This is a genomic window from Roseococcus sp. (genome assembly GCF_965227005.1).
Classification (GTDB): Bacteria; Pseudomonadota; Alphaproteobacteria; order Acetobacterales; family Acetobacteraceae; genus Roseococcus.
The window spans coordinates 45,978-61,337 of sequence record NZ_CBDDFJ010000009.1; the positions used below are offsets into that span (position 1 = coordinate 45,978).

Annotated in this window: 10 protein-coding genes; 2 read left to right on the forward strand and 8 right to left on the reverse strand. The window is 70.2% G+C overall.

Features of this window, described 5'->3' with window-relative positions:
* Window positions 1–12: 12 nt before the first annotated feature.
* The gene (gene bcsD / locus ACO057_RS04635; RefSeq protein ID WP_421989184.1) at window positions 13–483 is read right to left on the reverse strand and encodes a cellulose biosynthesis protein BcsD; all 471 of its coding nucleotides are present in this window, start codon (window positions 481–483) and stop codon (window positions 13–15) included.
* A gap of 281 nt (window positions 484–764) precedes the next feature.
* Between bcsD and ACO057_RS04640 the strand changes: the two genes are divergently transcribed.
* Window positions 765–2,183, forward strand: coding sequence for an MBOAT family O-acyltransferase (locus ACO057_RS04640; protein ID WP_421989185.1), 1,419 nt, complete (start codon window positions 765–767; stop codon window positions 2,181–2,183).
* 13 nt (window positions 2,184–2,196) lie between these two features.
* Window positions 2,197–3,300: an alginate O-acetyltransferase AlgX-related protein gene (locus ACO057_RS04645; protein ID WP_421989186.1), complete on the forward strand. Its 1,104-nt coding sequence runs from the start codon at window positions 2,197–2,199 to the stop codon at window positions 3,298–3,300.
* A 7-nt stretch (window positions 3,301–3,307) separates the two neighbouring features.
* On the opposite strand, the gene ACO057_RS04650 is transcribed toward ACO057_RS04645, so the two are convergent.
* The 7 genes from ACO057_RS04650 to ACO057_RS04680 all read right to left on the reverse strand — a co-directional run bounded on the left by ACO057_RS04650 (window position 3,308) and on the right by ACO057_RS04680 (window position 15,347).
* Window positions 3,308–4,042, reverse strand: coding sequence for a GDSL-type esterase/lipase family protein (locus ACO057_RS04650; RefSeq protein ID WP_421989187.1), 735 nt, complete (start codon window positions 4,040–4,042; stop codon window positions 3,308–3,310).
* Between the two features lie 7 nt (window positions 4,043–4,049).
* Window positions 4,050–7,961, reverse strand: a complete 3,912-nt coding sequence (locus ACO057_RS04655) for a cellulose synthase subunit BcsC-related outer membrane protein (RefSeq protein WP_421989188.1) — start codon at window positions 7,959–7,961, stop codon at window positions 4,050–4,052.
* A gap of 240 nt (window positions 7,962–8,201) precedes the next feature.
* Window positions 8,202–8,888, reverse strand: coding sequence for an ABC transporter permease (locus tag ACO057_RS04660; RefSeq protein WP_421989189.1), 687 nt, complete (start codon window positions 8,886–8,888; stop codon window positions 8,202–8,204).
* Complete coding sequence (locus ACO057_RS04665; protein WP_421989190.1) at window positions 8,888–9,862, reverse strand: alginate O-acetyltransferase AlgX-related protein; 975 nt, start codon at window positions 9,860–9,862, stop codon at window positions 8,888–8,890. The genes ACO057_RS04660 and ACO057_RS04665 overlap by 1 nt, the downstream gene beginning before the upstream one ends.
* Before the next feature lie 30 nt (window positions 9,863–9,892).
* A complete protein-coding gene (locus ACO057_RS04670) occupies window positions 9,893–13,513 on the reverse strand; it encodes a cellulose biosynthesis cyclic di-GMP-binding regulatory protein BcsB (protein WP_421989191.1) in 3,621 nt (1,206 codons plus the stop codon).
* Window positions 13,477–14,550 carry a glycosyltransferase gene (locus ACO057_RS04675; RefSeq protein ID WP_421989192.1) on the reverse strand — a complete coding sequence of 358 codons (1,074 nt, stop codon included), beginning with the start codon at window positions 14,548–14,550 and terminating at the stop codon, window positions 13,477–13,479. Before ACO057_RS04675 ends, ACO057_RS04670 begins: the two co-directional genes overlap by 37 nt.
* Window positions 14,547–15,347 carry a cellulose synthase operon protein YhjQ/BcsQ gene (locus ACO057_RS04680; RefSeq protein ID WP_421989193.1) on the reverse strand — a complete coding sequence of 267 codons (801 nt, stop codon included), beginning with the start codon at window positions 15,345–15,347 and terminating at the stop codon, window positions 14,547–14,549. The genes ACO057_RS04675 and ACO057_RS04680 overlap by 4 nt, the downstream gene beginning before the upstream one ends.
* Window positions 15,348–15,360: the final 13 nt, after the last annotated feature.

Consider the following 15,360-nt stretch of genomic DNA (forward strand, 5'->3'; position numbering starts at 1 on the left):
CCGGCTCCGGCTTTAAGCCGCGATCTTCGCGTAGTGCAGAAGCAGCGACGCGCCGTCCGCCGACCCCTTGCGCACCGGCACCGTCGGTTCCGCACCGGGCTGGCTGCCGAGCCAGCTGGCATAGAGCCCCTCCAGCACCGAGCCGATCCAGGCTCCGGCGAGATCCGCATGCGTCCCCACCTGCGGCGCCGCGACGTGGCGCAGCACCATGGTGCGATTGTTCATGTCGAGGCTCATCTGCACATAGCCCCAGTCGATGGCGGCCAGCGTGTCGTTGATGCGCGCCTCGAGCTCGGCGAGGGTGGCGCAGGCGGGCAGCGGCATCAGCGCGGCCATGCGCGCGCCGACCAGGCGCAACATCCCCTCGCGACCGGGCGTGTCGAGATGGCCCTCCAGGGTCTCCATCATGGCGCGCATGAAGGTGCGCCACTGCGTGGCCACGCCGCGCCGGGCGAAATAGGTGATCGCGTTCTGGTCGTTCATCTGATCCGGCACGTGCGATCCCCAAGAATCCTGGATGGCCTTAGACCATAATTCAGAAAGCCACAGGGTGAAAATCCACGTCGCGCACACGCGGTGCATGCGTACAACACCGTCGGAAAACACGCGATGCGGGCATTGCAAACCCTCAATTTCCGATGCAAAGGGGAGTCGCGTCCCCCCGCGAATTTGAGGAAAGTCATGGCCTGCGCAATTGATTGCGTCGCCGCCTTTCGCGGTACGGTTCTGATCCGGACGATGCCCCGCAAGGAGGCCCGCGGCCGATGATCTTCGCCTCCTTCGAATTCCTCTTTCTGTTCCTGCCGCTGTTCTTCACGCTCTACTTCCTGACGCCGGCGCGGCATCGCAATTGGACGATCCTGTTTCTGTCCTGGGGCTTCTATGCCTGGTGGCGCGTGGATTTCCTCGGCCTGCTCATCGCGGTCACGGTCTTCACCTTCACCATGGCGCGGTTGATCGATCGTGCGCCGACGGGCCCGAGGAAGAACCGGCTGCTGGCCTTCGGGCTCGTCGTGGTCCTCAGCGTGCTCGCCTATTTCAAATACGCGAATTTCGGCGTGCAGACCTTCAACGACGCGGTTACCGCGCTGGGCCTGACGCCGTCCGCCTGGTCGGAGATCATCCTGCCGATCGGCCTGTCCTTCTACGTGCTGCAATCGGTCAGTTATCTCGTCGACGTCTGGCGCGGCACCGTTCCGGTCAGCCGCAACTTCATCGCCTATGCGGCCTATAAGGCCATCTTCAGCCAGCTCATCGCGGGCCCGATCGTGCGCTACGCCGAGATCGAGGACGACCTCAAGAACCGTGTGCACACGCTGGAGAAGTTCGGCCTCGGCGCGCGGCGCTTCATGATCGGCTTCTGCATGAAGGTGCTGATCGCCGACACCATCTCGCCCATGGTGGACGTGGTCTACGCCCTGCCCGACCCCAGCATGGCCGACGCCTGGGCCGGCGCCCTCGGCTATACGCTGCAGCTCTTCTTCGACTTCGCGGGCTACTCGGCGATGGCCATCGGCCTCGCGCAGATGTGCGCCTTCCGCTTCCCGGAGAACTTCAACAACCCCTATCTGTCCGGGAACATCCAGGAATTCTGGCAGCGCTGGCACATGACGCTGAGCCGCTTCCTGCGCGACTACCTCTACATCTCGCTGGGCGGCAACCGCAAAGGCCCGGTGCGCACCTATGTGAACCTGTTGATGACCATGGTGATCGGCGGCTTCTGGCACGGCGCCAACTGGACCTTCATCTTCTGGGGCTTCTGGCACGGAAGCCTGCTCGCCCTTCATCGCGCCTGGCGCGGCGCGGGCCATGGGCCGATGCCCTATGTCCTCGGCAATATCCTGCTGATGCTCGCCGTCGTGATCGGCTGGGTCGCCTTCCGCGCGCATGACGTGACCAGCGCCCTGGCGATGTACGGCGCCATGTTCACCCCGGGCAGCCTGCGCATCTCCGACGCCCTGGCCTGGCAGGTCACGCCCGACCAGTGGTGGTGCATGCTGATCGCGGCGGTGCTGATCTACCTGCCGCTGCTCGGCGACCGGCTGCCCTTCCTGCGCCCGGTCGATCGGATGGGCGCGGTCTGGCGCTACGGCTGGGCCGCCGCCCCCCTGGCGGGCTTCGTGCTGGGGATGACGCTGCTCTACAGCCGCGCCGCCGTCCCCTTCCTCTACTTCCAGTTCTGAGGGAGCCGCGACCATGCAGAACTGGCTTCGGCGCATCGCGATCTGGCAGGCGATGCTGGTCATCGCGGTCCTGGCCTGGGGCTTCACCGAGGGCCTGCGCGCCATCGCGCTGCCCGCCGCGCAGCAGCGCCTCCAGCCCACGCTGAACGGCGCCTCCTTCCTCGCCGGACGCACGGCCGGGGCGATCAACCACATCATGGCGCACAACCTGCCCATCGATCCCTGGGCGCGCGCCGCCGGCGGGCTGTTCCGCTGGGGGCTCTTCCGCTCGGGCGGGCCGCAGGTGCGCGTGGGCTGCGACGGCTGGCTCTTCCTCACCGAGGAGCTGCGCCCCTGGCCCGAGGCCGAGGCCGTGATGGCCGAGCGCGTGGACGCCCTGGCCCGCATCCGCGACCGCCTGGCCGCGCAGAACATCTCCCTCGTCGTGGCCATCGTGCCCGACAAGGCGCGGGTGCATGGCGATCGGCTCTGCGGCGCGCCGCTCTCGGCGCAATCGGCCGCGCGGTATGAGCGGCTGGTGGGCGCGCTACGGACGAAGAACCTCGCCCCCGTCTCACTGCTGGAGCCGCTCACGGCGCTGGCAGCTCGGCAGGACGCCTATTGGCGGACCGACACCCACTGGAACCAGGACGGCGCGGCGGCGGCGGCGCAGGCCATCGCGGCGCGCGCGCAGGGCGTCGGCATCGACCGTCCGGGCGGCTTCGCGACGACGCGCGACGACGCGCTGACCCCCGGCCCCGGCGATCTGCTGCGACTGATGGGCCTCGACATCCTGCCCGACGGGCTGCGCCCGCCCATCGACCGCCAGCATCTGGCCCATACCAGCGAGCCCGAGGCGGCCGGCGGATTGCTGGACGAGGCCGGCGCGCCGCAGGTGGCGCTGATTGGCTCGTCCTATTCGGTGAACGCCAATTTCCACGGCGCGCTGCAGGAGGCGCTGGGCGCCAAGGTGACGAACCTGGCGCGGGCCGGCGGCGGCTTCTCCGGCGCCGCGGCGGACTACTTCGCGGGCGCGACCTTACGCGAGGCGCCGCCGCGCCTGATCGTCTGGGAGATTCCGGAGCGGGTGATCGGCCAGCCCATCACCGCCGAGGAGCGGGCCTTCTTCGCGCGGTAGCGCGAGCTCACGGCAGGAGCTGGCGCACCGCCGGCTCGATGGCCGCCGACAGGATCGCATAGCCCACCATGGTCAGGTGCAGGCCGTCGAAGGACACGTAGTCCGCCAGGTTCCCCGCCCCGTCGAGCAGCATCGGCCCCGGATTGGCGAAGACCACCCGCCGCCCGTCGGCGCAGGGCGCGATGAGCCGGTTGGTCTGTTCCACCAGCCCGCGCAGCGGATCGGCCGCCGTCGCGCCGCGCGGCAGGAGCCCCAGCAGCAGGATGCGCGAGTTCGGCGAGAGCTGCTGGAGCTTCGCGACGACGGCCCCGATCGCGATCGCCGTGTTCTCCGCCGTGGCGTCGTAGCCGATATTGTTCGTGCCGATCATCAGAACGATCAGCTGCGGCCGCAGCCCGGCCGGCCAATGCCCGTTCCCCAGCCGCCAGAGCATCCCCTGCGTCGCATCGCCGCCGATGCCGAGGTTGATGGCCGTGCGATGGCCGTAGAACTGCTGGAAGATCTGCGCCTGCCATCCTTCGGTGATGGAGTCGCCGAGGAAGACCATGCGGGCGGGCGAGACGTTGCTCCGCTGCAGCCGGTCGGTCATGGAAGCGACGCCCGCGCGCCACGGCGGCCAGACCTGCTGGCTGGACACCGCCTCGGCGGGCAGCGGCTGGCCGCGCGGCGGAACCGGGCAGGCCGCCAGCGCTGCCCCGGACAGGCCGAACGTCAGCGCAACCGTCAGAAGGATCTGGCGCATCATCCGTCTACCAGGTTGGTCTAGCGGCGCCTGAGGGCAGTTGGACCCATTCGGGTCTTCCCTGTCCGAAGGAGGACTGGATGGGGTCGTTGGTGTTGAGGGTGGGGTAGGCGGCGCCGTCGTAGAAGGGCTGCAGGTCGCGCCTGGGCTGGTCGAGGCGCCATCTGAGATAGAAGAACCCCACGCCGTCCTCGTAATTGCCCACCCGCTCGTAGCGCCCTGCCGCGCCCAGGCGCAAGTTGGGCGTGAGCGCGTATTCCAGGTTGGCGAAGATCGACCCCGTCGGCCCGTCGCTGCGCTGGCCCGGCACCCGCGTCGCGAGCGTGTTGTCCAGCTGCGCGGCCGCCTCCAGCTGCGCCTGCATCGCCCCGTTCGTCGGGAAGATCGCGTTCGCGGAGGTGCGGTAGTTCTGGTAGCCCACCGCGCCCACGCCGCGGAACGACCAGTCGCCCCAGCGCGCGATATACTCGGCCTGCACCTGGCCCAGGATGCTCTGCTGCGGGCTGAAATAGCCGCCATGGCCGAAGGTGAAGCCGCCCAGATTGTGGTCGTAGCTCGTGTAGAGGGCGCCCGCCGCCAGGGTCAGGCTCTGATGGGGCTGGCGCAGCACGCTGTAATAGGCGCCCACCGAGGCCTCGATGCGCTTGTTCGACTGGACGTTCTGCCCCTCGACCGCATAGGCCCCCGCGCCCGCATAGGCCCCCCAGCGCCCCGTGGGGGCGTATTCCAGCTGCACCCGCCCGCCCGTGCGCACCACCCCGCCCCAATTGGCGACGAAGTTGCGCTCCCGCTGGCCGGCATAGGAGAGGATGCTGTCGGTCACCGCCCGGCGCTCGAAGGTCAGGCGCACGCGCAGCTGCTCGTTGATCCGCGGCACCACCTCCGCCCCGCCCACCACGGTGGGGTTGGCAAAGCCCATGGGCGTGGAGCCGATATCGGCGCGGAAGTTGTTGCGCATATAGGCCAGCCGCAGCGCATAGCCGTCCACCGCCGCATTGGGCCGGCGCCACTCGCCCTGCGGCAGCAGCGCGTTGTTGCCGAACTGCCGCCCCGCCGCCGTCGTATTGGCGATCCGCCCGGCATTCATCGAGATGGCGTCGAGCCCCACCACGACCCGTCCGCCGATCCCCGGCACGGGGGTGGAGACCTCGACCGGCGCGACCACGGTCAGCGTGCGCGACAGCCCCGGCTCGCCCGTGCGGTTCTGGATCTGGATGCCGGCCTGCAGCCAGGTCGCGGCCTCGTCGCGCGCGCGCACCAGCTCGCTCGCGATCTGCACCGAGGTCGGGTCGGTCAGGCGCGAGGTGGTGGCGCGGCGGGTGGGGCTGAAGGCCTGGGCGGTCTGCTCGGCCTCCACGATCTGGCCGCTCTGGCGCAGATGCTCCAGCCGCCGCGCGGCAACGCGCTCCAGCACCTGCAGCGTGCGCACGCGGTCGCCGCGCGCGCGCGCCAGCCGGCTCTCGGCCATCAGCAGCTGGGTGTCGCCGGGGTAGAAGAAGGCGGTCTCGGTCAGCAGCGCCTCGGCCTCGCGGTAATGGCCCTGGGCGGCGGCGACGTCGATCATGGTGATGCGCGCCATCAGGTTGCGCGGCTCGCGCTCCAGCACGGCCTGGGCCAGCTGGCGCGCCTCGTCGAAGCGGTTGGCGCTGAGGTAAAGGCGCACCAGCGCCATGTTGAGCGGCACGCTGGCCGGCTGCGCGGCGAGGCTGGGGCGCAGGGCCTGATAGGCCTCCTCGGGCGCCTGGCGGTAGTTCAGCGCGTCGGTCTGCTGCACCGCGCCCTGCTCCATCACGCGGGCCAGCTCGCGGCGCGTCTCCACCGGCAGGCGGGCATCGGCGGCGAGCGGGTTGAGCAGCGCGGCCGCATCCTCCATCCGGTTGGCGTCGAGCAGCGCGCTGGCGAGGTCGATGCGGTTCTGCGCCGTGGTCTGCGGATTGGCGGCGAGCGCGGCGCGCGCGGCGAGGCCCGCGCCGCGGCTGTCGCCCAGCCGCGTGAAGGCCCGCACCACGGCGGGGCCGCTCAGGAAGGCGGGGTCGCGCCGGCCGGCCTGGGCCAGCAGCGCCTCGGCCGCGCCGGGGCGGCCCTCGCGGATGTGGTGTTCGAGCTGGCGGACCTCGTATTCGCGCCGGGCGCTGGCCAGCAGGCGCGTGGTGTCGGCGTTGCGCAGGCGGACCGGCACGCGGTCCAGCAGCGCGACGACGGCGCCGAAGCGCTCGTCCTCGATGGCCAGCAGGGCCGCAGCCATGGAGGCGTCGGCGGAGCTGTCCTGCTCCATCGTCGCCTGGAGCGCGCGGGCCTCGTCCAGGCGCTCCAGGGCCTTGAGCTGGCGCACGACGTCCAGCCGCACCCAGGCATTGCCCGGATCCAGCGCGAGGGCGCGCTGCAGTTCGGCGAGGCGCTGCTGGGGGTCGTCCAGCAGGGCGGCGCGGTCGCGCCGCGCGATGGCCTGTGAGGCGCCGGCGCCGGCCAGCGAGAGCCCCGCCTCGCGCTGCAGCGCATCCGCCTCGGCGATGCGGTTCTGGCCGGAGAGGGCGAAGTACAGCCCGGTCTGGGCGTCGCGCAGGCTGGGGCGCAGCGACAGCGCGTTGCGGAAGCGCGCCTCGGCGGTCACGAAGTCGCGCCGCTGCAGCGCCACCTGGCCGAGGATCATCTCCCCATCCAGCCGCTCCTGCCCGCGACCCGACAAAGCGCGACGCGCGAAGCGGTCCGCCCCGTCCAGGTCCCCGCGCGACAAGGCGCGCCAACCCTGGACCGAAGGGCCCACGACCCAGCCCGCCCCACGGCCACCACCGCCATAATGGCGCGCGGTCAGGTCGCCGAGCTGCGCCGTCAGCTCCGCCTCGCGATCGGGGGCGGCGGCGATCGCGCGGGCAAGGAGCTGCCGGGCCTCGGCCAGGCGGTTCTGGCCCTTGCGGAGGATCGCGATGCCCATGAGCGCCTCGGGATCCTCGGCGTTCAGCGCCAGAGCCTCGTTGAAGCGCCGTTCGGATTCGGCGAGATTTCGCTCGCTCATCGCCTGCCAGCCCAGGACGCGCGCGGTCGTCTCGGGCGTGACGCCCCCCGTCTGGGCCAGCTGCATCTTGGTCTGCAGCTCGCGATCGCCGGGGAAGAGGGCGAGGTACTGCCCGATGCGGGCCGCGGAATCCGGATCGTCCGAGAGCCAGAGCAGCGCCTGGCGCCAGGCCAGCCGCGCCGGTTCGCGCACGGCGCGCTGGCTCGCGAGCCGGGCCAGGCGGTCCACGCCGTCGGTCCGCGTGTCCTCGCGATAGGTCATGATCTGCGCATAGGTCAGCGCCAGGCGATGATCGTTTGGCGCGGCGGCCACGCGCTGGCCGAGCTGCTGCACCGCCTCGCGGTAGCCGGCTTCCGAGGAGGCGGCGAGCGTCTGGAAATATTCGGACGCCAGCACCGAGGGCACCGCGCCGTCCCGGAACAGCTGGCGGTAGCGCGCCACCGCCTCGGCATTGCGGCCCGAGCTCGCGAGGCTCCGCGCGGCGGTCAGCGTTTCCGAATCCTCGCTGAGAAGACGCACCAGATCGGTCAGGCGGGAGAGGCGGGGATCCTGAGGCGCAATCCGCCGGAATTGCTGCAGATACCGCTGCGCCGTCGCGGCCTGGTTGGTGACCGCCGCGGCCTCCGCCGCCCCCGCCAGCGCCTCGACATTGTTGGGCTCGACCGTCAGAAGCCGTTCATAGGCCTGCAGCGCGCGTTCGTTCTGTCCCTGCTGCTGCCAGAACTGGGCCTGCTCGATCAGGTTGGTGGTCGCCGCCCCGCCACTCACCCGGGCATCGGACTGTGAGAAGGCGCTCGACGACACGGAGGCCAGCAGCAACGCGGAGACGCCCATCACCGCGATCACTGAAGGAAAGGCCTTGCCTTCCAGCAGCCCTGAAGGCCGCAATGGCCCGGATAGCTTCACCGACGTTCTCCCGTGCCCCTAAGGGCGATATCGCGTGGTGATGTCTCGCAAATTCCAGGCGATGGCCTTTGGTCTTTGCCGCCGGCACCCTTCATTTTTCAGGTATTCAGGCAAGGCGAAGCGAGGCTGCATATTGCCTGCGCCAATAACGGTCACGTCACCGTCATTCGCATTGAAAAGGCCTCGAGCAGGATGCGGGTCGCCTCGGCTGCCGGGGCCAGGCCGATGCCACCCCGCGCGTCATCGCTGATACCGAGCGGTCGTATCGCGCGTGAGGAAGCCCGCGACGTTGCTGCCGGAACCCATGAGCCAGATGCTGTACATGCCTCCCGCCTCCAGCCCCTGCAGCGCGATCGGCGCGGCGGCTCGGGCGTCGCAGCTGGCGCGCACCTGCGCCGTGACGGGATTGACGCTGCGCGCCCGGGTGCCGAGCGCGGGCACGCCCTCGAAGATCGCCGGGCCGGAGGGCAGCAGCGCGAGCGTCGCCGCCGGGCAGTCCGAAAGGACGTTGTAGAAGGCGATGCGCGAGCGGGTCTGATTGAAGTCCGCCGTGTCCACCACGGCCGTGGCGCCAATGCCACCCGCCGTCGGATGCAGCAGCACCGTGTTGAAGCTGCCGGGCTCGACACGGATCGTCACCGAGCCGCGGGCCTGGCCCTCCTGGAACTCCAGGCGGAGCTGGCGCCCGGCCACGTTCTCCACCGCGGTATAGGCCATGATGCGCTGCGCCGGCGCCGTGCCGAGGCGCTGCGCCGGCAGGAAGTCCGGCCGTGCCTGAACCTCGCCCGTCAGCCCGTTCACGATGCGCAGATAGGCCGAGCCTCGCGGCGGCACCGGATCATAGACCTGGCTCTGCGCCTGGCCCTGGGTCGCGACGAAAGGCGCGCCGAGGAGGACGGCGGCCAGCGCCGCGCAGAGCCGGCGCATCACGCCCCCACCAGCCGGCGGATCTCGGAGATGAAGGTCGCGGGCGGCATGGCGACCTGCCCCCAGGCGGAACTGCTGGTCGAGGTCACCATATCGGGCTCCAGGAGATTCCAGACGAGGGCGCGCGGACGGTTGCGCCGGAAATCCTCGCTCTTCAGATATTCGAGCAGGGCGAAATACGGCCCGAGATTGTTCGGCTTCCAGAAGAGGCCGACAGGCCGCAGGATCTGATTGGACAGCACCGGCTGGAAACCGAAGCGCGGCTGCACGTTGCTCGTGCCCACGACGGTGACATCCGTCGTGTCGTCGTCCAGCAGAGCGGCCGGCCCTTCGACGCCGAGGATCTGGCGGATCCAGGATTCCTCCGAGCCGACCGTGCCGCGCTGGCCCGCGTAACGGGCAAGATCGCCAGCCGCGAGCGTCATCGGCCGCAGCTCGCCCATCCGCGTGCCGGGACGTGAGCTGGGCGGCATTCCCAGCTGCTCGCGCATCTGCCTCGCGACCTCGATCGCCGCGACCTCGGCGCCCACGGGCGTCCAATGCGTATCCGTCTTCCAGAAGAGCTGCCGGCCCGGCTCGCGCTGCATCACGCCGCGAAAATGCGCGTCGAGGTCGGGCACGAGGGCCCCGGCCCGGCGCGCCTCGGCGAGGGGCAGGGCGTAGCGGCGCTCAACCTCGGGCAGGTAGCGCGCGCCGGCGGGCATGTACTGCCGCATCAGCCGCTTGCGCGACGGGATGAGGCAGATGACCACATCCATCCGCCCCGCGCGCAGCGCCGTGACGGCATTGGTGATGACCTGGACCGTGTCGCGCAGCGCCGCCTGGTCCAGGCCGTCGATCTTGTCCCACACCGGGAACAGCCAGCCCTGCGCGCCAACCTGCACCAGGCCGGACTGCTGGGCGGAAGCCGCCGTCGCCGCGAGGGCCGCGGGTACCGCCAGCAGGCCACGACGGGAAAGTGCTGCCCTGGCCATGCTAGCGGAGTCCGCGCAGGCCGCGGGCCGTCACGCCGACCTCTCCCGAAGGCGCTGGGCCGCGCGGCGGCGCAGGATCCAGTAGAGCGGCGCCGGCACCAGGATGAGCACGACCAGCAGCACGCCGAGCAGGAACCAGGGATTGTTGCCCAGGTAGAATTCCGGCCAGAGCCAGGGCGGCAGCGTGCCGACCTGATAGGTCGAGGCCACGCGGAAGGCTGAGACGCGGCCACCGGAGAGCAGCGCGAGATCGCCCTGCACGCGCGGCACCTGCTCAGGGTCGCGCAGCGCGATCACCATGGATTCCAGACCGGCCGGGCTGGAGCCCGTCAGCGCGACGACCGAGCGGCCGGACTTCAGCGGGCTCTCGAAGCCGATCAGCGCACCGAGCGCCTCTCCGGGCGCGGCCAGCTGGGCCGAGACCCGCTCCAATTCACCGCGCCGTTCGCCGCCGAAGAGATTGCGGAAGTCGCCCATGCCGTCGTTGAGGCGCACCGTGAGGCGGTTGCCATCGGCCTGCAGCGGCCCGGCGTCGCGCAGCAGGGTCTGCAGCGCGGGCTGACGGCTGAGGGTCCCGATCACGATCAGGTCCTTGTCGGCATTCTCCTGCAACGCGCCCGGGCGGATCACGCGCATATTGACCGGCGGATAGCCCACCAGCGCGGCGATGCGGCCCATCATCGTGAGGAAGGATTCCAGCTCCTGCTGGCTCGGCCGCTCCGGCAACACCACCGCCGTCTCGGACAGGTCGGCGAACTTCGTGAAGGGGAAGCCCGAGCTCACGAAATAGGCCAGGTTCGGCAGGGTGGCGAAGCGATAGGCGCCGGTCAGGTCGATGGTGCTGTCGGGGTCCACCGAGGCGCGGATGTCGCCCGGCACCGCGATGCAGTCGCCGCGATGCAGCGGGCGCATGTCGAAGCGCAGCTGCAGCTCGTTCTGGCCGTAGAGCATGTAGCTCGGCAGCGCGATCTGCGCCTCGTCCACCTCGGAGGAGACGAACTGGCGCTGCACCCAGCTGAGCGGCCAGGTCAGGTCGGCCGCACGCAGCGGCAGCGAGCGCAGGTAGATGTCGTTGATCGCGACGTCGAGCCGCGAGACGGCGACGTCCATGATCGGGCCCGGCGGCGCGCGGAAGCGCACCAGCGAGGACAGGGCGCGCTCGCGCGAGGTGTAGAGGTCGGGCGCGGTGCGGAAGGGCACGGCGATGGGGCCGGGCACATAGCCGAAGGCCTGCAGCTCCGACGGATCCATGATCTCGCCGAAGCGCAGCGGACGGTCGGTACGGACCCAGCGCGGCGCGTCATAGGCCACGCGCGGCGGAATGGCCTGGTCCTGGATGGTCACGAGCTCGCCGGTCAGCGCCTCGCGGCCGACGCCCAGCGCCGTGGCGGCCGTCACCGCCTCCTCGCCGTTGCGTCCGGCGATGACGAGCAGCAGGCCGAGCGGATCGGAGGGGTTCTGCACGACGGCGAGCGTCGGGCCTTCGAGGCGCGGCAGCACGAGGCCGGGGATCGCGTCCACGCCCGTGGTGACGACGATGGCATTGCCGCGCGGCGGGATCACCGTCGCGACGGGGAAGGACGCGCCGCGATAATCGGCCTGCACCGCGAACCAGGAGGTCACGATGGCGGCCGAGCGCAGGGCCTCGTTGCTCGCCGCATCCGGCAGGACGATCGGCAGCACCAGCGGTTCGCGCAACAGGCGCGGGTCGAAGAAGGGCTCGGGAAGGCGTGCGAGGTCGCGCGTCACCGGCAGGCGCTCCAGCCGCAGCGAGATCGTCGAATTGTCCGAGATCGTGCTCCAGAGCAGGCCGGAGAGCGGGTCGTTGCACTCGATCGCGTAGCGGCCGGTGAAGCGGAAGTTCAGCCGGTTCACATCCGCGAAGAAGAACGGGTTGATCGGGAATTCCAGCGGACCGAAGGCCGGCCGCGCGCGGTCCGGCTGGACCGTGCCGACGAACTGCTCGTTCAGCGTGAAGGCGATCTGGCTGAGCTCGGGGATGAGCGCGGGCGAGGTCGCGCCCTGGAGGATCAGCCGCGCGGAGGTCACGACCTCATCGCCGCGCACGCCGAAGAGAATGCCCTGGAGATCGGACACGCCGCGCATCTGCATCGGCCCGCGCAGGCCGAGCTGGCGCAGCGTCCGCGTCTCGGTGCGGGTGCCTGGCGCCTCCTGGCCCTCCGCCTGCATCAGCGGATTGGTTTCGGAGGCGGCCGGCTGGAGCATCGGCGCGAAAGGCTGGGGCGCGGCGACCGGCGCGGGCGCGAGAAGCGGCGGCAGGCTCGGCGAAGGCGAGAGCGCCGCGGGCGACGGCGGAGCGGCGCTCAGGCTCGGCGGCGGGGGCAGTGCCCCCGGCGCTGGCGAGAGGATCGGCGCGCCGGGAACCGCGGTGCCCGGCGCGTTCAGCGCGGAACCGGGCGTGCGGGTCTGGCCGAAGGCCGCGCCCGAGACGAAGAGCAGGAGCGCCGCGCCGACGGCGGCCGGCACGGCCGCATTGCGGGCCGAGCGCGCCGGAGCGCCTTCCGGCGCCGTGGCGGGAGCGAGATCCGGCAGATCCGCCGGGCGCCGGCGCCGGTTGCGGAAGCTGAACTGCGAACCGCCAGAGAAGAGACCACCGATAGACACAAGCACTTCCTTCAGCGATCGCAGGGGACGGTCGGCACGGATGTGATCCCAGTCCACCCAGGCATCCGCACGCCCGAGCGTGGCGATAACAATATTGCCTTCGTCATGGATGTCCTGCGGCAGGAAGCGCAGGTTCACGCGGCCATCCTGCCAGCGCAGCACTTCGGCGGGCACGGACACGATCTGCGAGCCGGCATCGAGTTCCACCATCACGAGCCTGTCCTCGCCGAGCTCCCCGGGCGAGACCATGCGCAGCGCCGCGCCGCCGAGGGAAAGATCCTCGGAGACGCCTTCGATGCGCCGTCCATCGCCCAGGATCACGGCGGTGCGCACCTCGGCCGCCACGCGGGCGCGCTCGCGCACCTGGCGGCGTTCGCGGCCCACGGCCAGACCGGCCAGGACGGTGACGAGACAGAAGGTCGCCCAGGTGACGTTGAGGGCATAGGCCTGGAACTCCAGGCTCGCCGGCGGATTGACCGCGAGGCCGTAGATGCCGAGCAGCAGCCCGAAGACCAGCGCACCCGCCAGCACCATGTTCGGACCCACGGCGCGAAGGTCGAAATAGCCTTCCTCCAGCGTGCCGCCCTTGTCCGTGACGTTGAAGCGGCCGCGCTTGGGATCGAGCAGCGTCGCGAGGGTGACGGGCAGCAGGTACACGGTCAGCACCGTCTCGTAGATCTCCGACCAGAAGGAATGGCGCACCCGCTTCTGGATGCGCGAATTGGTCACGACCGAATGGACGATATGCGGCCCGGCATAGGCCACGATGGCGAGCGGCGAGGCCGCGATGATGCTCTCGCCGAAGACGAGGAAGGCCAGCGGCGCGGTGAGGAACACGAAGCGCGGCAGGGGGAAGAGGAAGTGGAACATCGCCATGAAGTAGCAAAGGCGCTGGGCCAGATTCAGACCGCGGGAGGTCAGCGGGTTCTCGATGCGCAGGATCTGAATCATGCCGCGCGCCCAGCGCATGCGCTGGCCGATATGCAGCATCAGTCGCTCGGTCGCGAGGCCGGCGGCCAGGGGCACGCGCAGATAGCGGTGCGCCAGCCGAGCTTCTGCATGCGCAGCGAGCAGTGGCAGTCCTCGGTCACGGTCTGGGTCGGCACGCCGCCCACCGCCTCCAGCGCCGTGCGCCGGATGACCGCGCAGGAGCCACAGAAGAAGGTCGCGCCCCAGAAATCATTGCCTTGCTGGATCAGGCCGTAGAAGAGCAGACCCTCATTGGGCACGCGCTGGCCGGCGACGAGGTTCCGCTCGAAGGGATCGGGCGAGTAGAAGTAGTGCGGCGTCTGCACCATCGCGAGGCCGTGGTCGCGCAGCATCCAGCCCACGGTGAGCTGCAGGAAGCCGCGCGTCGTCACATGGTCGCAGTCGAAGACGACGACGTATTCGCCGCTCGTCTGGCCGAGCGCGTGGTTGATGTTGCCGGCCTTGGCGCCGCGGTTGTCGGGGCGGATGATGTAGCCGCAGCCCGCCTCGGCGGCGAAGCGGCGGAAATCCTCGCGCCGGCCGTCATCGAGCAGGTAGACGTTCAGCTTGTCGGCCGGCCAGTCGAGCGCGAGGGCCGCGAAGACCGTCGGGCGCACGATGTCCAGCGGCTCGTTATAGGACGGGATGAAGACGTCGATCACCGGCCATTCGTCGGAATTGGCCGGCATCGGGGCAGGCTTGCGCTCGAGCGGCCAGAGCGTCTGGAAATAGGCCAGCATGAGCGCGGTGACGGCATAGACCTCGGCGAGCAGGAGGCCGGTGCCAAGGAAGGTCTGCAGGAAGCTGCTGAAGTCCAGCGTCTCCGTCATGCGCCAGAAGATGTAGCGCAGCGAGATGACGCTGGAGAGGAGCGCCAGGAGCAGCGTGATCGTGCGCCCCTCGAAACGATTGAAGATCAGGAAAAAGATAAAGCCCCCGATCGCGAAGATAATCTGCTGCTCGGGCTGCATGGGAACGGTGATGACGGCGGCGGCGGCAATCAGACCGACGATGGTCACCAGCCAGCCGAACCACTTGTTCCGCATAAGCGGGAGACGCGCGAGGCGTTCCTTCCGCGCAGCAACTTCGCTCATCTAGCACCCCAATTTGCACTGAAGGGCTCAGGCACCGAGGGCAGTGCCGCCTCGATCCCCCGGGCGATCTCGCGCAGATCCTCCGCCGCCTGACTGTTCGGCGCGATGTCGAGCACCAGGCGCTGGGCGGCCAATGCCTCGGCCACGATCTCCTCGCGGCAGATCGCGCCCAGCAGGCGTGGGCCCAGGTGGCGCGCCACCGTCTCGGCCGCCGCGCGCGAGAGGCGCGAACTGGGATCGACGCCGTTCAGCACGACGCGCAGCCGGCCGGCATAGAGCGCGGCCATGGTGCCGGCGCCCAGGAAGCGGCCGTTGTCGATATCGGGCACCAGCGCGGCGCTGGTCGCGTCGGCCAGCAGCACGGCGCAGACCATGGCGGACATCGGCGCGAGGATATTGAGCGAATGCGACGCGCCGGGCGGCGTATCGGCGATCACCAGGAGGCTCGGATCCGACAGGATCGCGCGCATCGGGGCCGCCAGCAGCTCCGGATCGCGCTCCAGCGAATGGAAGAGCCCGAGCGCGCCGCGGATATCGATCGCGCCGTGCGGCAGGAGCATCACGCCGGACGAAGTCTGGCGCACCAGCTCACGCCAATCGGGGCGCTTGGGCAGCTCGGTCATGAAGCCGGCCCCATCCGTGAGGGGCACACCGAAGTGGAGGCGAAGCGTGTTCTGCGGGTCGAAGTCCATGACCATGACGCGACGCCCCTGACGGCGCATCGCATCGGCGACATTCGCGGCCAGGGTGGTCTTCCCGACACCTCCCTTGGGGGAAGCGAAGCAGATGAGCGGCATGATGCCTCCAGCG